Source organism: Streptomyces sp. NPDC088116, from assembly GCF_044741745.1.
Taxonomy (GTDB): domain Bacteria; phylum Actinomycetota; class Actinomycetes; order Streptomycetales; family Streptomycetaceae; genus Streptomyces.
On the sequence record NZ_JBIUTF010000006.1, the window covers coordinates 380,884 to 398,791 of the forward strand.

15 protein-coding genes are annotated in these 17,908 nt (G+C 71.4%); 4 read left to right on the forward strand and 11 right to left on the reverse strand.

Translation table 11 applies throughout. The annotated features are described in order from the left end of the window. Positions 1-54 precede the first annotated feature (54 nt). The 7 genes from ACIOJD_RS25270 to ACIOJD_RS25300 form a co-directional block, all read right to left on the reverse strand. Entirely contained in the window at positions 55-1,749 is a 1,695-nt protein-coding gene (locus ACIOJD_RS25270) for a dipeptide ABC transporter ATP-binding protein (RefSeq protein WP_401917700.1), read from the reverse strand. Continuing rightward, complete coding sequence (locus ACIOJD_RS25275) at positions 1,746-2,570, reverse strand: ABC transporter permease (RefSeq protein WP_401917702.1); 825 nt, start codon at positions 2,568-2,570, stop codon at positions 1,746-1,748. The genes ACIOJD_RS25270 and ACIOJD_RS25275 overlap by 4 nt, the downstream gene beginning before the upstream one ends. Beyond that, entirely contained in the window at positions 2,567-3,568 is a 1,002-nt protein-coding gene (locus tag ACIOJD_RS25280; protein WP_401917704.1) for an ABC transporter permease, read from the reverse strand. Before ACIOJD_RS25280 ends, ACIOJD_RS25275 begins: the two co-directional genes overlap by 4 nt. After that, positions 3,565-5,181, reverse strand: a complete 1,617-nt coding sequence (locus tag ACIOJD_RS25285) for an ABC transporter substrate-binding protein (RefSeq protein ID WP_401917705.1) — start codon at positions 5,179-5,181, stop codon at positions 3,565-3,567. The genes ACIOJD_RS25280 and ACIOJD_RS25285 overlap by 4 nt, the downstream gene beginning before the upstream one ends. After that, positions 5,174-5,821: a GNAT family N-acetyltransferase gene (locus tag ACIOJD_RS25290; RefSeq protein WP_401917706.1), complete on the reverse strand. Its 648-nt coding sequence runs from the start codon at positions 5,819-5,821 to the stop codon at positions 5,174-5,176. Before ACIOJD_RS25290 ends, ACIOJD_RS25285 begins: the two co-directional genes overlap by 8 nt. Next, positions 5,818-6,996, reverse strand: a complete 1,179-nt coding sequence (locus ACIOJD_RS25295; protein WP_401917708.1) for a PLP-dependent aminotransferase family protein — start codon at positions 6,994-6,996, stop codon at positions 5,818-5,820. The genes ACIOJD_RS25290 and ACIOJD_RS25295 overlap by 4 nt, the downstream gene beginning before the upstream one ends. Before the next feature lie 291 nt (positions 6,997-7,287). After that, positions 7,288-8,718 (reverse strand): FAD-binding oxidoreductase, encoded by a 1,431-nt coding sequence (locus ACIOJD_RS25300; protein WP_401917709.1) that lies wholly within the window; start codon positions 8,716-8,718, stop codon positions 7,288-7,290. Positions 8,719-9,247: 529 nt separating this feature from the next. Here ACIOJD_RS25300 and ACIOJD_RS25305 point away from each other — a divergent pair. Continuing rightward, on the forward strand, positions 9,248-9,979 hold the full coding sequence (locus ACIOJD_RS25305; RefSeq protein WP_401917710.1) for an aldo/keto reductase: 732 nt from the start codon (positions 9,248-9,250) through the stop codon (positions 9,977-9,979). Here the strand turns inward: ACIOJD_RS25305 and ACIOJD_RS25310 are convergent. After that, complete coding sequence (locus ACIOJD_RS25310; protein WP_401917712.1) at positions 9,932-11,302, reverse strand: glycosyltransferase; 1,371 nt, start codon at positions 11,300-11,302, stop codon at positions 9,932-9,934. The genes ACIOJD_RS25305 and ACIOJD_RS25310 overlap by 48 nt on opposite strands. A gap of 152 nt (positions 11,303-11,454) precedes the next feature. On the opposite strand from ACIOJD_RS25310, the gene ACIOJD_RS25315 reads away from it, so the two are divergent. Continuing rightward, positions 11,455-12,753, forward strand: coding sequence for a glycosyltransferase (locus tag ACIOJD_RS25315; protein ID WP_401917713.1), 1,299 nt, complete (start codon positions 11,455-11,457; stop codon positions 12,751-12,753). A 22-nt stretch (positions 12,754-12,775) separates the two neighbouring features. Here ACIOJD_RS25315 and ACIOJD_RS25320 read toward each other — a convergent pair whose 3' ends face one another. Both ACIOJD_RS25320 and ACIOJD_RS25325 read right to left on the reverse strand, forming a co-directional pair. Further along, a complete protein-coding gene (locus ACIOJD_RS25320) occupies positions 12,776-13,651 on the reverse strand; it encodes a hypothetical protein (RefSeq protein WP_401917715.1) in 876 nt (291 codons plus the stop codon). 118 nt (positions 13,652-13,769) lie between these two features. Beyond that, positions 13,770-13,979 carry an MbtH family protein gene (locus ACIOJD_RS25325; RefSeq protein ID WP_401917717.1) on the reverse strand — a complete coding sequence of 70 codons (210 nt, stop codon included), beginning with the start codon at positions 13,977-13,979 and terminating at the stop codon, positions 13,770-13,772. 219 nt (positions 13,980-14,198) lie between these two features. Between ACIOJD_RS25325 and ACIOJD_RS25330 the strand changes: the two genes are divergently transcribed. Further along, entirely contained in the window at positions 14,199-15,395 is a 1,197-nt protein-coding gene (locus tag ACIOJD_RS25330) for a dTDP-4-dehydro-6-deoxyglucose aminotransferase (RefSeq protein WP_401917718.1), read from the forward strand. Further along, the gene (desII, locus tag ACIOJD_RS25335) at positions 15,392-16,858 is read left to right on the forward strand and encodes a dTDP-4-amino-4,6-dideoxy-D-glucose ammonia-lyase (protein ID WP_401917720.1); all 1,467 of its coding nucleotides are present in this window, start codon (positions 15,392-15,394) and stop codon (positions 16,856-16,858) included. The genes ACIOJD_RS25330 and desII overlap by 4 nt, the downstream gene beginning before the upstream one ends. Positions 16,859-16,950: 92 nt before the next feature. Here desII and ACIOJD_RS25340 read toward each other — a convergent pair whose 3' ends face one another. Then, the gene (locus tag ACIOJD_RS25340) at positions 16,951-17,889 is read right to left on the reverse strand and encodes a TIGR03621 family F420-dependent LLM class oxidoreductase (protein WP_401917722.1); all 939 of its coding nucleotides are present in this window, start codon (positions 17,887-17,889) and stop codon (positions 16,951-16,953) included. Positions 17,890-17,908: the final 19 nt, after the last annotated feature.

Sequence of the window (17,908 nt, forward strand, 5' to 3'; positions counted from 1 at the left end):
CCGGCCGGAAGCTGAGCCGGCAGATGTACAGGCGGCCCGCCCCCGCCGCCCCGGTCAGAGGGTCCGCAGTTCCTGACCCGGGAGCGAGGCCAGCAGCTCGTGGGTGTAGGGGTGGCGCGGTGTCCTCAGGACCTCGTCGACATCGCCCCGCTCCACGACCCGGCCGTCCTTGAACACCAGCACGCGATCGGTGAGATGGTGCACCACCCCCAGGTCGTGCGAGATGAAGAGCAGCGACGTTCCCAGCTCCGCCCGCAGCTCGGCGATCAGATCGAGGACCTGGGCCTGGATGAGGACATCGAGCGCGGACAGCGGCTCGTCGCACACGATGATCTCCGGCTCGGCGATCAGCGCACGCGCGATCGCCACCCGCTGGCGCTGCCCGCCGGACAGCGAGCGGGGACGGCGCGTGAGGTGGCCCGCGGTCAGGCCCACCCGCTCCAGGGCGGCGACGGCCACATCGCGCCGCTGGGAGCGGGATTCCTGACGGTGGATGTTCTCCGCCAGCACCTGGCCCACCGTCCAGCGCGGGTCGAAGGAGCTGAGCGGGTCCTGGGGCACGTACTGGACCAGCCGCCGCGCGGGCCTGCGCTCCCGCTCGGTCATCACGCTCCAGGGGCGGCCGTGCAGCCGTACCTCGCCGGAGTCGGGCCGGGTGAGGGCGAGCACGATGTCGGCGCAGGTGGTCTTGCCCGAACCGGACTCGCCGACGATGCCCAGCGCCTCCCCTCGGTGGAGTCGGAACGACACGTCGTCCAGGGCGGTGAACCGTTCCTGCCCGGGGCCACGCAACGCGTACGCCTTGGTCAGGCCCCTCGCTTCGAGGACCACGTCGTCCTCGGACCACCGCGGGGGTGCCGGGGCCGTGGCGGCGGCCACCGGCGGCACGGTGCCGATGCCCGTGGCCGCCGACCGGTCGCCGGTCAGCCGCCCGCCGCGCGAGGCGGCCGAGGGGATCGCCGCCAGCAGCTGCCGGGTGTACGGGGCACGGGGGCGGCGGAGCACCTGGTGCGCCGGGCCGTCCTCCACCACCCGGCCGCGTTCCATCACCAGAACGCGGTCGGCTATGTCGGCGACGACGGCCAGGTCATGGCTGATCAGCAGCAGCCCCCTGCCATCGGCGACCCGGGCCGCGAGCAGGTCGACGACCTGCCGCTGCACGGTCACGTCCAGCGCCGTGGTCGGCTCGTCGGCGATGATCAGCCGCGGCGAGGCGGCCATGGCGGAGGCGATCAGCGCGCGCTGTCGCAATCCCCCGGACAGCTCGTGCGGATAGGCGTCGACACGCCGCTCCGGCTCCGGCATGCCGACCGCCCGCAGCGTGTCCAGTACGCGTTCGCGCGCATGGGCCCGGGGCACCAGCCGATGGTGCCGGATCGCCTCGCCGACCTCCTGACCCACGGTGCGCAGTGGGTCGAGCGAGACCAGAGCGTCCTGGAGGACCAGCCCGGCGAACCGGCCGCGCAGCGCGCGCCAGTCCCGCTGCGAGAAGCCGGTCGCGTCGCGGCCGTCGATCCGCAGCGCCTCGGCCTCGATCACCGCGTCCCGGGCGTTCAGTCCGACGAGGGACCGGGCGGCGACGCTCTTGCCCGAGCCCGATTCGCCGACGATCGCCACGCACTCGCCCGGGTGGACGGCGAAGGAGACGCCGTGCACGGCGGGTACGGTGCCGCCGCGGGTACGGAAGCCGACGCGCAGCGCGTCCACTTCGACGAGCGGGCCGCCGGATGCCACGTCGCTCGCGGTCATGAGGATTTGCCTTCCAGGAGGAGTTGCAGCCTGCGGCCGACGACGGTGAAGGCGATCACGGTGGCGGTCATGGCCACGCCCGGGAAGAGCCCGGCCCACCAGGCGGTACGGAGGATGTCGCGTCCCTCGGAGAGCATCACGCCCCACTCGGGGATCGGCGGCTGGGGGCCGAGTCCGAGAAAGCTCAGCCCGGACACGGCCACGATGGATGTGCCGATGTCGATGGTGGCGATGACGGGGATGGCGGTCAGGACGTTCGGGGCGATGTGCCGCGCCAGGATCCAGCCGCGGCCGCGTCCCTGGACGACGGCGTGGATGACGTATCCGGCGTCCTTCACCACCCGGGTCTGCGCACGGATCACACGGGCGAACTTCGGGACGCCCGAAATCCCGATCGCCACCGCGATGTTGAAGACGCCGGGCCCGGTGAAGACCACCACGAGCATCGCCAGCAGCACGCCCGGGAACGCGGAGACCACATCGAGCACCCGCGCCACGGCCTCGTCGGCCACCCGGCCGGACAGCCCCGCCAGGACACCCGTCACCAGGCCGAGGACCAGGCTGATCAGCATCGCGGCCACCCCGAGCAGCAGGGAGTAGCGGGCTCCGTGCACAACCCTGGCGAACACGTCCCGGCCCAGCAGATCGGTGCCGAACCAGTGCTGTGCGCCGGGTGCCCGGAGGGATTCGGACATCGAGGAGCGCAGTGGGTCGACGTCGCCGAAGAGACTAGGGAAGGCGGCGGCGAGCAGCAGCACGGTGATGAGCGCCGCGCACAGGGCGGTGCCGGTGTGGCGCAGCCATCGGAAGCGAAAGGTCATCGGGTCCTCAGCCTCGGGTCGATGAGAAGGTTGACGATGTCGACGAGCGTGGAGATGACCACGTAGGCGAAGGCGGCGAGCAGGACGACGGCGAGCACGACGGGCACGTCCTTGTGCGTCACGGCGGTCAGTGTGACGGCGCCGAGCCCCGGCCGGCCGAAGACGGTCTCGGTGATGACCGCGCCACCGAGCAGGGAGCCGATCATCCAGCCGCCCAGGTTGATCACGGGTGGCAGCGCGTGGCTCAGTGCGTGGCGCAGCCGTACGAGTGTCTCGCCCACGCCCCGCGCGCGGACGGTGGTGATGAACGGCTGCTCCAGCGTGGATTCCAGGGCCTCGCGCAGGACCTGTGACAGCAGCCCGGCCATGGGCAGGCCGAGGGTGACAGCGGGCAGCACCAGGGAGGCGGCCCCGCTGTCGGCGGTGACCGGGAACCAGCCCAGCCCGAAGGAGAACGCCATCAGCAGCAGGATGCCGAGCCAGTACACCGGCATGGATGTGGCGACGAGTTCGGCCACCGAGGCCGTCGCGCGCAGCGGACGTGCCCGGCCCGCGGTGCCGATCGCCACCGACAGGGCGAGGACCAGGGCGAACCCCGCGGCGAGCAGGGTGAGTTCGACCGTCGGCCACAGCTGGTCGCCGACGACGGAGATCACGGGTTGCCGCATCGCGTACGAGGTGCCGAGATCGCCGTGCGGCAGCCGCCCGAGATAGTCGAGGTACTGCACGAGAGGCGGCCGGTCCAGCCCCCATTCGGCGGCGACCGCCTCCTGGGCGCCCGGGTAGCTCTGGTCGCCCAGCAGGATGTCCTCGATCTTCCCCGGCATGGTGTGCAGAACGACATAGGCGACGGTGGCGGCCGCCCACATCACCCCGATGCCGGTGCCGATACGTGTGGCCACCCGGCGCCAGGCGACGGCTCCCGACCGGAGCCGGGAGTCGTCGGCGGGGCGATCCGCCGTGGCGGTGGCCTCGGTCGTCGGCTGCCCCGCGGTCATCGGCCGACCCGTATCTCGTAGGGGTTGGCGGGCGAGTCGAGCTGGGTTTCGAAGCCGAGCCCGTGGACCGCGTCCGAGGCGGCGATCTGGTAGTGCGGGGCGAACAGCGGGACGATGTACGCCCGGTCCACGGCGCGCTGTTGGATCTTCGCCAGCAGCGGGCGACGCCGGTCCAGGTCGGTGGTGGCCAGGGCTCGGTTGATCATGGCGTCGAGCTTTCCGTCATGGCCGTGGACGTTGGCGTAGAGGAACTCGGTGCTTCCGAGGACCTGTTGCAGTTCCCTGCCCGCGTCCAGCGGATTGAGTGTGTTCGGGTAGATGCTCCAGCTGCCGTTGGCCTTCTGATCGGTGAACTCCCCGGCGGTGTTGATCTTCAGGTCGAGGTGGAGTCCGATGTTCTGGCGCAGCTCGGCCTGGAGCGCCTCGATCAGCACGTCACGGTTGTCGCGCACATACGGCTGCGGGTAGCCGACCTCGAGGGTGAGGCGCTTGCCGTTCTTGGTGCGGTAGCCGTCGCCGTCGCGGCCGGTCCACCCGGCCTCGTCCAGCAGCCGGTTGGCCTTCTTGGGGTCGTTGCCCCAACCGCCCTTCAGCGAGGCGTCGTAGTCGGGGTTGTCCGGACCGATGTTGGACCAGGCGCGGGGCACGGTGCCCCGGTAGACGGCCCGTACCACCGCGTCCAGGTCGGCGCCGTCACGCAGCGCGCGCCGGACCCGGATGTCGGCGCCGGGACCCCGGGTGTAGTTGATGTTGAGGGTGAACGAGGTCTGCCGGGAGGGTCCGGTGAGGTACTGGAAGCCCTTGACGTTCTTGAACAGCGGTACGTCCAGGGGCTGTACGCCCTCGATCACGTCCACCTGGCCCGAGGCGAGCGCTCCCGAGCGGGTCGAGTACTCGGGCAGGAAGCGATAGGTGACGGTGTCCAGATACGCCGGGCCGTGGTGCCGGGAGAAGGCGGGCGGCCAGTGGTAGTCGGTGTTCTTTCGGAAGCGTACGGACTGGCCGCGGGTGTAGCCGTCGACGACGAACGGGCCGGTGCCGACGAGCGACCGGCTCGCGTTGCACAGTGTGTCCCCCTTCTTCAGCGAGGCGGGCGAGAGGAAGCCGAGCTTGACGCTGGAGAATGACTCCAGGAGCGAGGAGTCGGGTTTCTTCAGCTCGATCCGGAGCGTGGCCGGATCGGGTGCGGTGCTGCGTTTGTAGTTGACGAGCAGGCTGGCGGCATCCGTGGCGTTCGCGGGGTCGGCGACATGGTCGAGGTTGGCCTTCGCGGCCTTCGCGTCGAAGCGGGTGCCGTCGCTGAACGTCACATCGTCGCGGAGCCGGAAGGTGTAGACCGTCCCGCCCTTCGAGATCTTCCAACGCGTTGCCAGCCAGGGGGCGAATGTCCCGTCCGGCTTCTTCGCGATGAGTGAGTCGACGTAGTTGCGGATGACGATGAAAGCGTTCTGCTGCGAGGAGCGGTGCGGGTCGAAGCATTGCGGCTCCGTGGTGACACCCCAGGTCAGGGACGAGCCGGAGGCCGAGGTGCGGGAGCCAGCCCCGGACGGGGCGCACCCGGCGAGCAGCAGCAGCGCGCCGAGGACGGCGGCGAGCGGGCGGCGGTTACGCATGGCTCCCCCGCACATCGGCGCGGGCGGCGGGCAGTTGTTTGGCGAAGCAGACGCTGTGCGGGTCGAGCGCGTACGGCGGATACGGCGCGACGCGCTGCCAGCCCTCGCGTGTGTAGAGGGCGGCGGCCTCCGGCTGCCGGTCGCCGGTCTGGAGCAGCAGTTGCGCGATGCCCCGCTCGGCGGCGGATGCCTCGACGGCGGCCAGTGCCGCCACTGCCAGACCGCGTCCGCGGTGGTCGGCGCGTACGAACACCCTTTTGATCTCCCATCGGTGACCGGGGAGCGTACGCAGCGAGCCGGTCGCGACGGGATCCCCGGAACCGGCGAGGGCGACCCCGGTGACGGCGATCTCCTCGGCGGTGGGCGGGGGCGGCATATGCGGGCGCGGCCCGTACGCCGCGTAACGGGGCTTGATCTCCAGGTCCATCAGCGCCCGGAGCCCGGCGGCTGCCGGATCGTCCCAGCCGAGTGCCGCCCAGCGGACGGGTCCTTCCGGGGCGAGTGCGGGAGCGGATGCGGAGGCGGGCTCGGGTGTGGATACGGAGGCCGCCTCGGGTGCGGACGCAGAGGCCGCCTCGGATGCGGACGCGGACGAAGGCGCGGGCGCGGATACGGAAGGGGGTGCGGACGTGTGGGTCATCGGGCCGCGGCCTCCGGGTTCAGTGCCGCGGCCAGCCGGCCGATCGCCGTGGCCACGTCGGCCTCGGCCACCGCGCCGATACCGAGCCGGATTCGCCCCGGGGAGCCGCTCCCGCCGGGCGGCGAGAAATGGCTGCCGACGCCGAAGTCGGTGCCGAGGGCGTGGGCCCGCGTCCGCGCCGCGTGCAGGTCCAAGCCCTCGTCCAGCACGGTGGGCCACAGGAACAGTCCGCCCTCCGGCAGTACGGTCTCGACACGGCCCGGGAGCGCCGCGCCCAGAGCCGCGTGGAGTGCGTGGGCCCTGCTCCCGTACAGCGCACGTGCGTTGGCGGTGATCCGGTCGAAGAGGTCCGGGGTGGTCAGGAGCGCGGTGGCGATGGCCTGGGTGAACGTCGAGGAGTGCTGGTCCTGGTTGGCGCGCAGCCGCGCCACCGCCGGGAGCAGCCAGGGCGGGCCCACGATCCAGCCGAGACGCAGACCCGGCCCGAGGGTCTTGGAGAAGCTGTTGACGCGGACCACTCGCTCGGTGTCGGCGCTGAGTTGGGGTACGGGGTCACCGGCGTACCGCAGTTCGCGGTACGGGCTGTCGGCGACGACCGTGAAACCGTAACGCTCGGCGAGTTCCACGAGCCGGACGCGGGCGGAGGCGGGCAGTGTGACGCCCGTGGGGTTGTGGAAGTCGGGCACGGTGTAGAGCACCTTGGGGCGGGCGCCGCCTTCGAGCGCCCGTGCCAGGGCGTCAATGTCCAGGCCGTCCGGCCCCACGGGGACCGGCAGGTACCTGACGTGGGACCGGCCGAGGACGCGCAGCGCGAGCGGGTAGCCGGGGTCCTCGACGGCGACCAGGTCGCCGGGGTCGAGAAGCGCGTCGAAGACGAGCGAGAGCGAGTGCAGCGCACCGTTGGTGACGATCACCCGGTCCGCGCCGACCCCCTCACGGTGGCCGATCCGCTCGCGCAGCTCCGGTGTCCCCTGCACGCCGGAGTACTGGAACGCGCCGGCCGCCGAAGGACCCCCGAGCACGCCGGCTGCGGCCTCGGCCACCTCTTTGATCGGCAAGGCCTCGTCGGCGGGTGTGCCACTGGTGAGCAGGAGGAAGCCGGGGACCCCGGCGGGCGGCGGGGTGCCGAAGCCGCCCAGGTCGGTGGTGTCGGCGCCGCGGCGGGACAGGGGCATGGGGATGTCTCCTGGTGAGGGGGTACGGGTGGGCGGGCGGCGCGTCGGTGGCGGAAGCCGTGCGGTCGGGCTGGACGAGTGAGCCGTGGGAGAGCCGTCCGTCCGGCCCTTGGGCTCCTCCCGTCGGTGGCGAAGGCGCGTGCGAGGCGTCCCCGCGAAGACCGACCGGTCACAGCGCTGGACGTACTCGGACGACTCCGGCAACGCGGCGAGCGCGCGTGCCGGGCGTCGCGGGCCGGGCGGGACTTTCGCAGCACGCCCCGGGCCGGGCGAAGACCGACCGGACGGGATCTAGAGGCCCTTGCCGGGGTTGAGGATGCCGTGCGGGTCGAACACGGCCTTGATGCTCCGCTGGAGCGCGAGCCCGGCCGGGCCGAGCTCGTCCTCCAGCCGGCGCCGCTTCGTGGCGCCCACACCGTGCTCGCCGGTGATCGTGCCGCCCAGCGCCAGCGCTCCGCGCACCAGTTCATCGGCGGCGACGTCGATCTCCGGCGGCGCAGGGGCTCCGGGGTCGGTGCCCTCGGGCACGGGCCGTGAGAGCACGGGATGGAGATTTCCGTCGGCCGCGTGAGCGACGGCCGCGAAGTCCAGCGCGTGGCGCCGCCCTATCCGCTCCAGTTCCTCGTACATGTCCGCCACCCGGGACTTGGGTACGGCGACGTCCTCACCGACCGCCCACACCGGCCGGGTCCGGCCGCGCCCGGAGCGGCGCAGTTCCCACAGCCGTTCGGCCTCCCGCGCGTCGGCGACCACCCGCGCGTCACCTCCGGCGCGGCGCAGCGCCGTGGCGGCATCGGCCGCCTCGGCTTGCGCGGCGTGTCCGTCCGTCTGCACCAGCAGCAGCACCTCGCCGCCGTCGGTCAGCCGGGAGCCGCTGAACTCGTCGATGTTGCGCAGGCTCGCGTTGTCGATCAGCTCGGCGATCGCCGGGACGACACCGGCACGCGAGATCTCCCGCACGCCGTCCGACGCCGCCCGCACGGAGGGGTAGTACGCGCTGACCGTGGCCGTGGCGACGGGGATCGGACGCAGTCGTACGGTCGCGCCGACGATCACACCGAGGATGCCCTCCGAGCCGACGAACAGGGCGGTCAGGTCCAGCCCGGTGACGCCCTTGACACTGCGGTGGCCGGTGCGCAGGGCGGTGCCGTCGGCGAGTACGACGTCGAGTGCCAGCACCGAGTCGCGGGTGACGCCGTACTTCGCGCAGCGCAGTCCGCCCGCGTTGGTCGCGATGTTCCCGCCGATCGTGGAAATGGCGTGGCTGGCCGGGTCGGGGGCGTAGTAAAGCCCGTACGGGGCAAGGGCGTTGTTGAGATCGGCGTTGATCACCCCCGGCTGGACGACGGCGACCTCGTCGTCGGGCGAGATCTCCACGATGCGGTCCAGCCGTTCCGTGCTGAGCACCACACACCCGTCGACCGCCGCCGCCCCGCCCGACAGTCCCGTGCCCGCGCCGCGCGTGACGACGGGGACGTGGTGACGGTGGGCGAGCCGAAGAACGGCGGCGACCCGGTCCGCGTCGCGGGGGCGTACGACGGCGAGAGCGCGGACATCCCACGGTGCCGCCGCGGCCCCCGAGCGATCGTGCAGGTAGGGGAGGATGTCCGCGTCGTCGACGAGCGACGCGCCATCCTCGGCGAAGGCCTCGTGGAGATCCCCGAGGAACTCGCGCTCGGCTTCGGTCGGAGTACGGGGCGGCAGAACCTGATGGCTTGTCACAGTTGCTTCCTCGTGGGCCTCTTGGCCTCACCGGCACATGCCGGCGCGGCGCCAGGGGGCGGGGACGACGGACCGTCACTCATGGACGGGCCCGCGGGGGGAAGTCAGGGCCTGGGGTACCCGGTGGGAGGCGGGGCGGCGAGGAGAGCGGCGCCCGCACACGCGCAAGCGAGAGGGATGCCCGCAGGCAGGACTCAGTGCCTCAACAACACTGCGCGCTGACCACTCGACCGAGGTCGACGTGGTGGCGGTGCACCAGAAATACGGAGGCCATGGGCGTCACCAAACACCGAGATCCATGCAGCGGTCAAGGGGCTACCACCATGCGGGAACTCTCCACGTCCCCGTCCATCTCAGGATGCGGTCGGCCCTTGACCTGTGACGAAGAGGGCTGTGAGCATCCTTCCCCATGTCGCGCAACCGTCGCTTGACGCGCCGCCGCACGGTCGATCACATGGTGATCACCAGTGCCGCCTGTTTCTCTCGCTGACCGCATCCCCGCTCGGGGCAGGCCGTCCGCACCTTCGACGTGCCCGCCCGCACCCTCCCCCAGACCGACCACATCGACCTCTACCAGGTGCACCGGCCCGACCCCGCCACGGACTTCGAGGAGACGATCGGCGCGCTCGACGACCTCGTCCACCAGGGCAAGATCCGCTACTTCGGCACCACGACCTTCGAGCCCCACCAGATCGTCGAGGGTCAGTGGATCGCCGAACGCCTGCGCCACCAGCGCCCCGTCACCGAGCAGCCCCCGTACTCCATCCTGGCCCGTGCGGCCGAGCGGGCGGTACTGCCCGTCGCCGAGCGGTACGGGCTGGGGGTCCTGCCGTGGAGCCCGCCGGCCGGCGGCTGGCTGTCCGGCCGCTATCGCAAGGGGGACACGACGCACGCCGAGTCCAGCCGCCTGGAGCGTCAGCCGCACCGGCACGATCCGGAGCTGGTCGCCAACAGGCGCAAGCGCGAGGCGGCGGAGCGACTCGCGGAACTGGCCGACGAGGCGGGCCTGTCGCTGATCCACCTGTCGCTGGCGTTCGTGCTGGAACACCCGGCGGTCTCCACGGTGATCATCGGCCCGCGCACCCAGGAGCACCTGGCGAGCCAGCTCGGCGCCGTCGATGTCCGTCTCCCGCGGGACGTGCTCGACCGGATCGACGAGATCGTGCCGCCCGGCACCACGATCAGCCCGGCCGACGAGGGCTACCAGCCCCCGTCACTCACCGACCCGGCCACCCGCCGCCGGCCGCTCGCGCATGGCTGACCCGGTGCCGGAGCCGCCGACGCGGCGGGGGCGCGCGTACTCCCAGCTCTCGATCACCTCGACGGCACGCCCGGCGCCGTCCTCCGCGCGCACCGCTCGCGCCGTACGCAGCACCCCGGCGGCGATCCCCGGATCGGTCAGGGCCTGCCTGATGGCCGCGGCGAGCCGGCCGGCCGTGAGGTCCCGCTGTCCGATGGGTTCCGGTGCCACGCCCAGTTCGTGCATCCGCGCGCTCCACATCATCTGGTCCTTGTGGAACGGGCACATCACCTGCGGGACACCGGCCACGGCGGCGGCGTGGTTCGTGCCGGGGCCGCCCGCGTGCACCGCGGCCCTCACCCGGGGGAACAGCCAGTCGTACGGGATGTCGGATTCCACGAGCACGTCGTCCGGCGGATCCGTGAGGGTGATCCCGCCCCATCCCGTGCCGACCACGGCCCGCACCCCGGCCAGCCGCACCGCCTCCAGCACCGTCCGGCCCGTTTCGCCGGGGTCGCCGCCCGACATGCTGGAGAACCCGATGAAGACCGGTTTGTCGCCGGCCGCCAGGAACTGGAGCAGCCGGCGCGGGGGATCCCAGCCGGGAGGTGCGGGCAGGTCCCAGAAACCAGTGGTGTGCACCCAGCGCGGCCAGTCGGGGGCCGGTTCGACGACGTACGGGCTGAAGCCGTGGAGGACGGGAGCGGGGCGGCCGTCAGCCAGGAGGCGCGCGTCCAGGTAGCCCTCGCGGGGCGGGAGCCCCAGCGTGTCCGACCGCCAGGTGGAGATCATGTCCGCCAGCATCGGCTTGAGGGGCACGCTGTCCGCGGCTGTGTGCCGCTGAAGATTGTCGGGGCGGGCGTCGAATGAACCCATCTCACGGGGATAGCGGCGCGAGGGCGTGAAGTGCGGGTACAGGGTGGCCAGCGCATGCGGCACGCCCAGCTTCTCCGCTATCTGGTGGATGACCTGGCGCGAGTGATGCGAGTGCAGCACGATGTCGGCGCCCTCGCGCGCCGCGTTCCACAGCTGGCGCAGCATCACCGGGTAGATCCGCGGCATCACCTCGTTGAAGATCTTCTCCCGGGCCTGCCGGTACGCGTGGCCGCCGGCTTCGCTTCTGTCGTTGTTCTGCAACAGCTTCCGCACGTCCGGCCGCTCGTTGAGCCGCACACCGGCGTCGGTCAGCGGCTCCAGCCGTATGCCGTACTCGGCGGCGAACGGAGCGAACATGCCCGGTGCCACGAGCGTGGCGGTGTGCCCCGCACGATCGAGCGCACAGGCGAGCGCCAGATACGGTTGCAGGTCTCCGCGGGTGCCATGGGTGTAGATCAGCGCCTTCACGGCAGGCAGGCTAGAGCGCGGTGGACGGCACGGGCTGGACACGGCCTGTACCGGGCAAGCTGCCTCTTGCCGTCGGCCGAACCGCCCGCCAGGCTCTTCGGACCCGGCGGAGAAAGCGCTTCGCCACTGGCCGCCGTCGGAGGTTCACAACCGTGAGAGTCCTGGTGTACTGCTACGGGAGCCGTGGCGATGTGGAGCCGTATCTGGCGCTCGCTCACGCCCTGGACCGCAGTGGTCACACAGCCGTTCTGGTGGCTCCCCGTCTCTTCCGGCCCTTCGCGGAGGCCTACGGCGTCGACTTCGCCCCGCTGGACGACTGGGCGGTGCGGGTCTGGGAACGGCCGGACGTGCGGCAGTTGCGCTGGACCAGCGACCGGCGCAGTCCGGAGACCGAGCGGCTGCGGGAGTCCCTGCGCGACGAGGCGAAGCGGAACTACCCCGCCGTCCTCGACGACATGTGGGCGGCCGCCGCCGACGGCGCGGATCTGATCGTCCACTCGCAGGCCTCGCGTGAACAGATCGCCCAGATCGCGGAGAGACTGGGTGTCCCGAACGTGCTGGGTGTGCTCTACCCGAACTTCGTCATCTCGCGGGAGTATCCGGCCTTCGGCCGCCTGTCGGACGTCTTCTCCGACCAGGAGGATCTGCGGGGCACCGACCCGCGGAGCTATATAGCGCCGGACCTGATCGAGACGATCGCCCAGTGGCGGCGTACGACTCTCCAACTGCCGCCGCGGGAGGACTTCCTGGACTTCCGCCACCGGGCCGACGGCAGCCCGACCCCCGTTCTGCACTGTTTCAGCCCGCATGTGATCAAGCCCGCCTCGGACTGGGCGGACTGGGTGCACACGCCGGGGTTCTGGCATCTGCCACCGGCGCCCGGATGGCGGCCGCCGGCCGAGCTGACGGAGTTCCTGGAGGCCGGGTCCAAGCCCCTGTTCGTCGGCTTCGGCAGCACCATGAGCCCCGACCCGCGGGCGACGGCGGAGATCGTGCTGGAGGGGGTGCGCCGCAGCGGCCACCGCGCCCTGGTCGTCGAGGGCTGGGGCGGCATCGAGGTCACCGGCCGCTCCGAGGACGTCCTCAGTGTCCGGGACGTCCCCTACGCCTGGCTGCTGCCGCGCGTGCGCGCAGCGGTGCACGCGGGCGGTCCCGGCACCTACAACGCGGCGCTGCGGGCCGGAATCCCCCAGGTCATCTGCTCCTTCGAGACGAGTCAGAAGATGTGGGGCGATCATCTGCACCGGCTCGGTGTCGCTCCCGCCCCCACGATGCAGCGCGACCTGACCGCCGAGGGACTCGCGGCCGACATCGGGCAAGCGGTGACCGACCCGGCCACGGCCACCGCGACGGCCCGTCTGCGGGCGGCACTCGCCACCGAGGACTGGTCGACGGACGCGGTGGCGGTCCTGGAGAAGATCCGCGCGCAGGGTGTGGGCGGCGGGAGGTGAACAGCGCCGCCCACGTGTCCCGTCAGGTCCACGAGACGACCGTGTGGTCGTCGATGAAGCCGAGGATGCCGGCGAGTGTGGTGCGCCGGCTGTCACGGCCCACGTTGGGCTCCACCGCGTGCACATGCGAGCCGTTGAACAGGTAGACGTCCCCGGCGCCGATGTCGAGACGGCGGCACTCGATGCCTTCGAGGGATTCCGTGGGGTACGGCGACCCGGTGTAATGCAGGCCCAGTTCGCGCTTGGAGGCATCGTCCGGCTGGATGTTCCACAGCAGGAGCCGGCCGCCGTCGCCGTTCTCCAGGCAGATGTTGAGCGCCGTGATCTGGTGGTCGAGCACCCGCTGGATCTCGAAGTCGGCCTGCTTGGGCTCGGTGCACTGGGCACGGTCCTCGTGCGGCTCCAGGGCGTAGCGCCCGTCACCGTGCCAGGACCGCAGCAGTGCGCGGCACGCCTGACGGTCGCCGTGCCGGGCCGGGCGTACGGTCGCGCCCTGCGCGGCGAGCGCCTCGGCCAGGCCTCCGTAGACCGATGTCACCGGATCGTCCGGCACATCGAGCACACGGTCCAGTGCCGCGGCGGTGCGCTCGGACTCGTCGAGGTATTCCGTCGTCGTCTTGTGGTAGTGGTACGTCCCCAGGTAATAGCTCGGCGCCTCGCTGCTGCGCCGCGCCCGGTCCGGACTTTTCCAGAAGCGGTCGGACAGAGCGGCGCAGGTGCCGGGGTCCACCATTCCCCGGAATATCACTCCGGCGACCTGACCGCGCAGGACGTCGATGACGGCCCGCGGGTCGAATTCTTGGTATTCACGCACGATGAAGTAATCCGCGCCGCCGCTCCATCCGGTGAGTTTCCGGTGTCGCACGGGAGACTGCTTCTCCGTGTCGGAGACGGTCATTCGATTTCCTCCATGTCGGTAACCGCGCGGACCGTCCCGGCCGTTCCACGGTTTCTCGGAAAGGTGCGGGATCCGGTGTCGCGCGGCGGCACGGCAGGGCGTGCCGGGTGATCGGGGATCAGCCGTCCATCTGTGCGACGAGGCTCTTGGGCCGCATATCCGTCCAGTGCTCCTCGATGTGGTCCAGGCAGGCCTGCCGGCTGTCCTCCGGATGCGTGACCTCCCAGCCGGCGGGCACGTCCACGAAGACCGGCCACAGCGAGTACTGGCCCTCGTCATTGACCAGAACGACATAACGGCCGTCGGGATTCTCGAACGGGTTCGTCATGCGGGCACTCCTCCGCGCAATAGGGAATGAAAGAGATGGCGTCCAGAGGATGCCGTGGAATCAGTCGGAGGGTCTGTACTCGATCTGTACGCGGAACTGCCCTCGTGCGCGCGGGAATTCAGCTGTAGGCTACGGATCCGCCGCGCTCGGGCAAATCGATCACCCGGGAATCGAAGTACCGAAGACAAACACCGAAGACATCGAGAAGGTGGAGGCGCTGTGAAGCGTGACATCGGTGATCTCGCGCTGTTCGGCGGCCGGCCCGCCTTCCTGAATCCGCTGTATGTGGGATCGCCCAACCAGATAGACCGCACCCGGCTGTTCGACCGTCTCAACTGGGCCCTCGACAACAATTGGCTCTCGAACGGCGGGCCGATAGCCCTGGAATTCGAGGGAAGAATCGCGGAGCTGGCGGGTGTGCGCAACTGCGTGTCCACCTGCAATGCCACCGTCGCGCTGCAACTGCTGTGCCAGGCGGCGGAACTGCGCGGAGAGGTGATCATGCCCTCACTCACCTTCGTGGCCACGGCACACGCGGTGCGCTGGGTGGGGCTCGATCCAGTGTTCGTGGATGTCGACCCGCGTACCGGGCAGCTGGACCCGGCCCTGGTGGCCGAGGCGATCGGCCCCGCGACATCCGCGATCATCGGCGTACATCTGTGGGGCCGGCCCAGTCCGGTCGATGCCCTGGAGAAGGTGGCAGCCGATCACGGGCTGCCCCTCTTCTTCGACGCGGCGCACGCCGTCGGCTGCACCTCGGGGGGCCGTTCCGTCGGGGGCTTCGGCTCGGCCGAGGTGTTCAGCTTCCACGCGACGAAGGTGGTGAACGGCTTCGAGGGCGGAGCGATCGTCACGAACGACGACGCGTTCGCCCAACGGCTGCGCGCCCTGCACAACTTCGGTACCGGTCTCGTGGCCGGCTCCCCCTCCGGCGGGACCAACGGCAAGATGAACGAGGCCTCCGCCGCGATGGCGCTGACCTCGCTGGACGCCTTCGAGTGCTCCGTCGCCCGCAACCGGGACAACTTCACCCACTACGAGGAGGAGTTGGGCACCGTGCCGGGTCTGCGTGTGGTACCGCACGACCCCGGGGAGACCTACAACTACCAGTACGTGATAGTCGAGATCGACCAGGCCGCCACGGGTATCGGCCGTGACCTGGTCATCGAGCTCCTGCGCGCCGAGAACGTCGTGGCGAAGCCCTACTTCTCCCCGCCCTGCCACGAGCTGGAGCCCTACCGGTCCCGGGGAGACTTCCGTCTGCCGCACACCGAGCGGCTCGCGGCCTCGGTCCTCGCGCTGCCCACGGGCACGTCCGTGTCCCGCGAGAGCATCAGGCGGGTGTGCGACGTCGTACGACTTGCCGTCTCCCGGGGCGCGGACGTGACCTTCCGCCAACAGCACACGAAGGGATGACCAGGATGACGGTGGCCGGCGATCCACGCACGGCGGAGGTCTCCCGTTGCGCGACCCCCGGGAGCGACGGGGGCGCCGCCGCGGCGGCCCTGCGGAGCCTGCTGACGGTGGACGACAGCGCTCCGCGCGATGTGGCGGGGGTGACCGCCGAACAACTGGTGGCCCTGGCCCGGCGCTACGGCGCCAGTCCGTTCACCCCGCTGGAGGAGGCGCGGCGCGAACTACGGCTGGACGTGGACGCGTTCCGCCGCCTGCTGGAGCTGTTCGCCGGGCGTCCGGAGCTGCGCGCGGCGGTCGTCCGGGGACCGGCCGGCAAGTACTGGTCGAACACCGTGCTCCCACTGGAGAGGCGGGGTGTGCTGGACGCCGTACTGAACGGCACCCCCCGCCATCCGCACCTGCTCGGCCTCTACCCGGGACCCACCTGTATGTTCCGGTGCCACTTCTGCGTGCGGGTGACCGGTGCCCGCTATCCGCAGACGGCCCTTGCCGACGGCAACGCCACGCTGGCGGCGGTCATCGACGAGATGCCCGACGACGACCCGCACGCCCTGTACCTCTCCGGCGGCCTGGAACCACTGACCAATCCGGGCCTGGGCGGCCTGGTGAGCCGGGCCGCCCGGCGCGGCTTCGAGCTGACGCTGTACACGAACTCCTTCGCTCTGACGGAGAAGACGCTGAGCGCCCAGAGCGGGCTGTGGGAGCTCGGCGCCGTGCGGACCTCGCTGTACGGCCTGAGCGACGAGGAGTACGAACGCACCACGGGCAAACGGCAGTCCTACAGCCGGGTGCGGCGGAACCTGCTGCGGTTCCAGCAGTTGCGGGCCGAGCGGGAGGCACCCGTGCGCCTCGGTCTCAACTACATCGTGCTGCCCGGTCGGGCCCACCGGCTGCTCGATCTGCTGGACTTCGTGGCCGAACTCGACGCCGCCGCCCCCGGGCGCCCGCTGGACTTCCTGAATCTGCGCGAGGACTACAGCGGCAGGCCCGACGGTGCCCTGACCCCGGCGGAGCGTGCGGAGCTGCAGAGCGTCCTGCTCGCCTTCGAGGAGAAGGCCCGGCAGGTGGCCCCCCGGCTGCGGATCGACTACGGCTACGCGCTGCACGCCCTCAAGTCCGGCACCGAGGCCGAGTTGGTGCGTATCCGGCCCGACACGATGCGGCCGTCCGCGCACCCGCAGGTGGCGGCGCAGATCGATGTCCTGGGCGATGTGTACCTGTACCGCGAGGCGGGTTTCCCCGGTCTGCCGGGGGCCGACCGGTACATCGCGGGGCGCGTGGACGCGGACACCTCGCTGCGCACCGTCGTCGACCGGTTCGTCACCGGCCGGGTGCGGGTACCGCCGAGTGCCGGTGACGAGTACTTCATGGACGGGTTCGACCAGGTGGTCACGGCACGCCTCAATCAGCTGGAGGCGGACATCGCCGCCGGCTGGTCGGATCACCGCGGTCTGCTGCGCTGATCCCCGCCCCGCCCCGGGGCGACGGGCGCCGCGGCCGGCTCGTGTCCGGCCGCGGCCTCGGCCCTGTTTCCCGGATCTCTCCGGGCCCGCGCTCACGTGCCCGCCAGCCGCCTCACGACCGGGGCGAACTCCTCCAGCCGCGCGGCGGGCACCACCCAGTAGCCGATACCGAACCGCGCCCGTCGCTCGTACAGCCGCTCGCACATTTCCCCGATGCCGCCCGCGAGCACCACGGGTGATTCCAGCACCTCGGCCGGGGAGAGCCCGAACGCCGGGGACAGCCGCTCGGCGTGGCCGGCGCTGTCGCCGACCACCGCCACGTCGGTGAGCAGACACTGCAACTCCAGGTCCGGCAGCCGGTCCCCGGCGTCCTCGCGGATCCACGCGACCCGTTCGTCGAACCGCGCGGCGCTCGCGTTGGCGCCGAGCGGGTCCTTACGGCCCGAGGAGAGCTGGGCGGTCAGGGAGATGATGTCGGCGTGCCGTACCGCCGTCCGCAGCATGCGGCGGCCTCCCCCACCCATCACCCACCGCGCCGGGCCGGGGCGCGGCGCGCCGAACGCGTCGACGGCCTGGAAGTGCTCTCCCCGGTGGGTCACCCGGTCGTTGTCCCACAGGTCGCGGATGAGACGCGCCGCCTCGTCGAGGCGGGCGATCCGGGTCCCCGGGGAGTCCATGCGCACCCCGGCACTGGCGAAGTCGGTGGCCAGCCAGCCGGCGCCCAGGCCGATCTCCAGCCGCCCGGGGGCCGCCTGATCGAGTGTCGCGAGTTCTTTGAACAGCACGGCGGGACGGCGCAGGTCCACCGCGAGCATCAGCGTTCCCAGCGCGATACGGGTGGTCCAGGCGGCGGCGAGGGCCAGCGAGACCAGGGGCCCCCAGCGCTGGTCCAGATGGTCGGGCACCAGGAGCGAGGAGTACCCCGTGTCCTCGGTGCGCCTGACCAGGTGCCGCCAGGCCTGGATGTCGGTGGTGGCCCCGGCGTACACGCCGAAGCGGAACGGTCGGTCGGCAGATTCGGTCCGGGTCACTTGGACTCCACGGGATGGT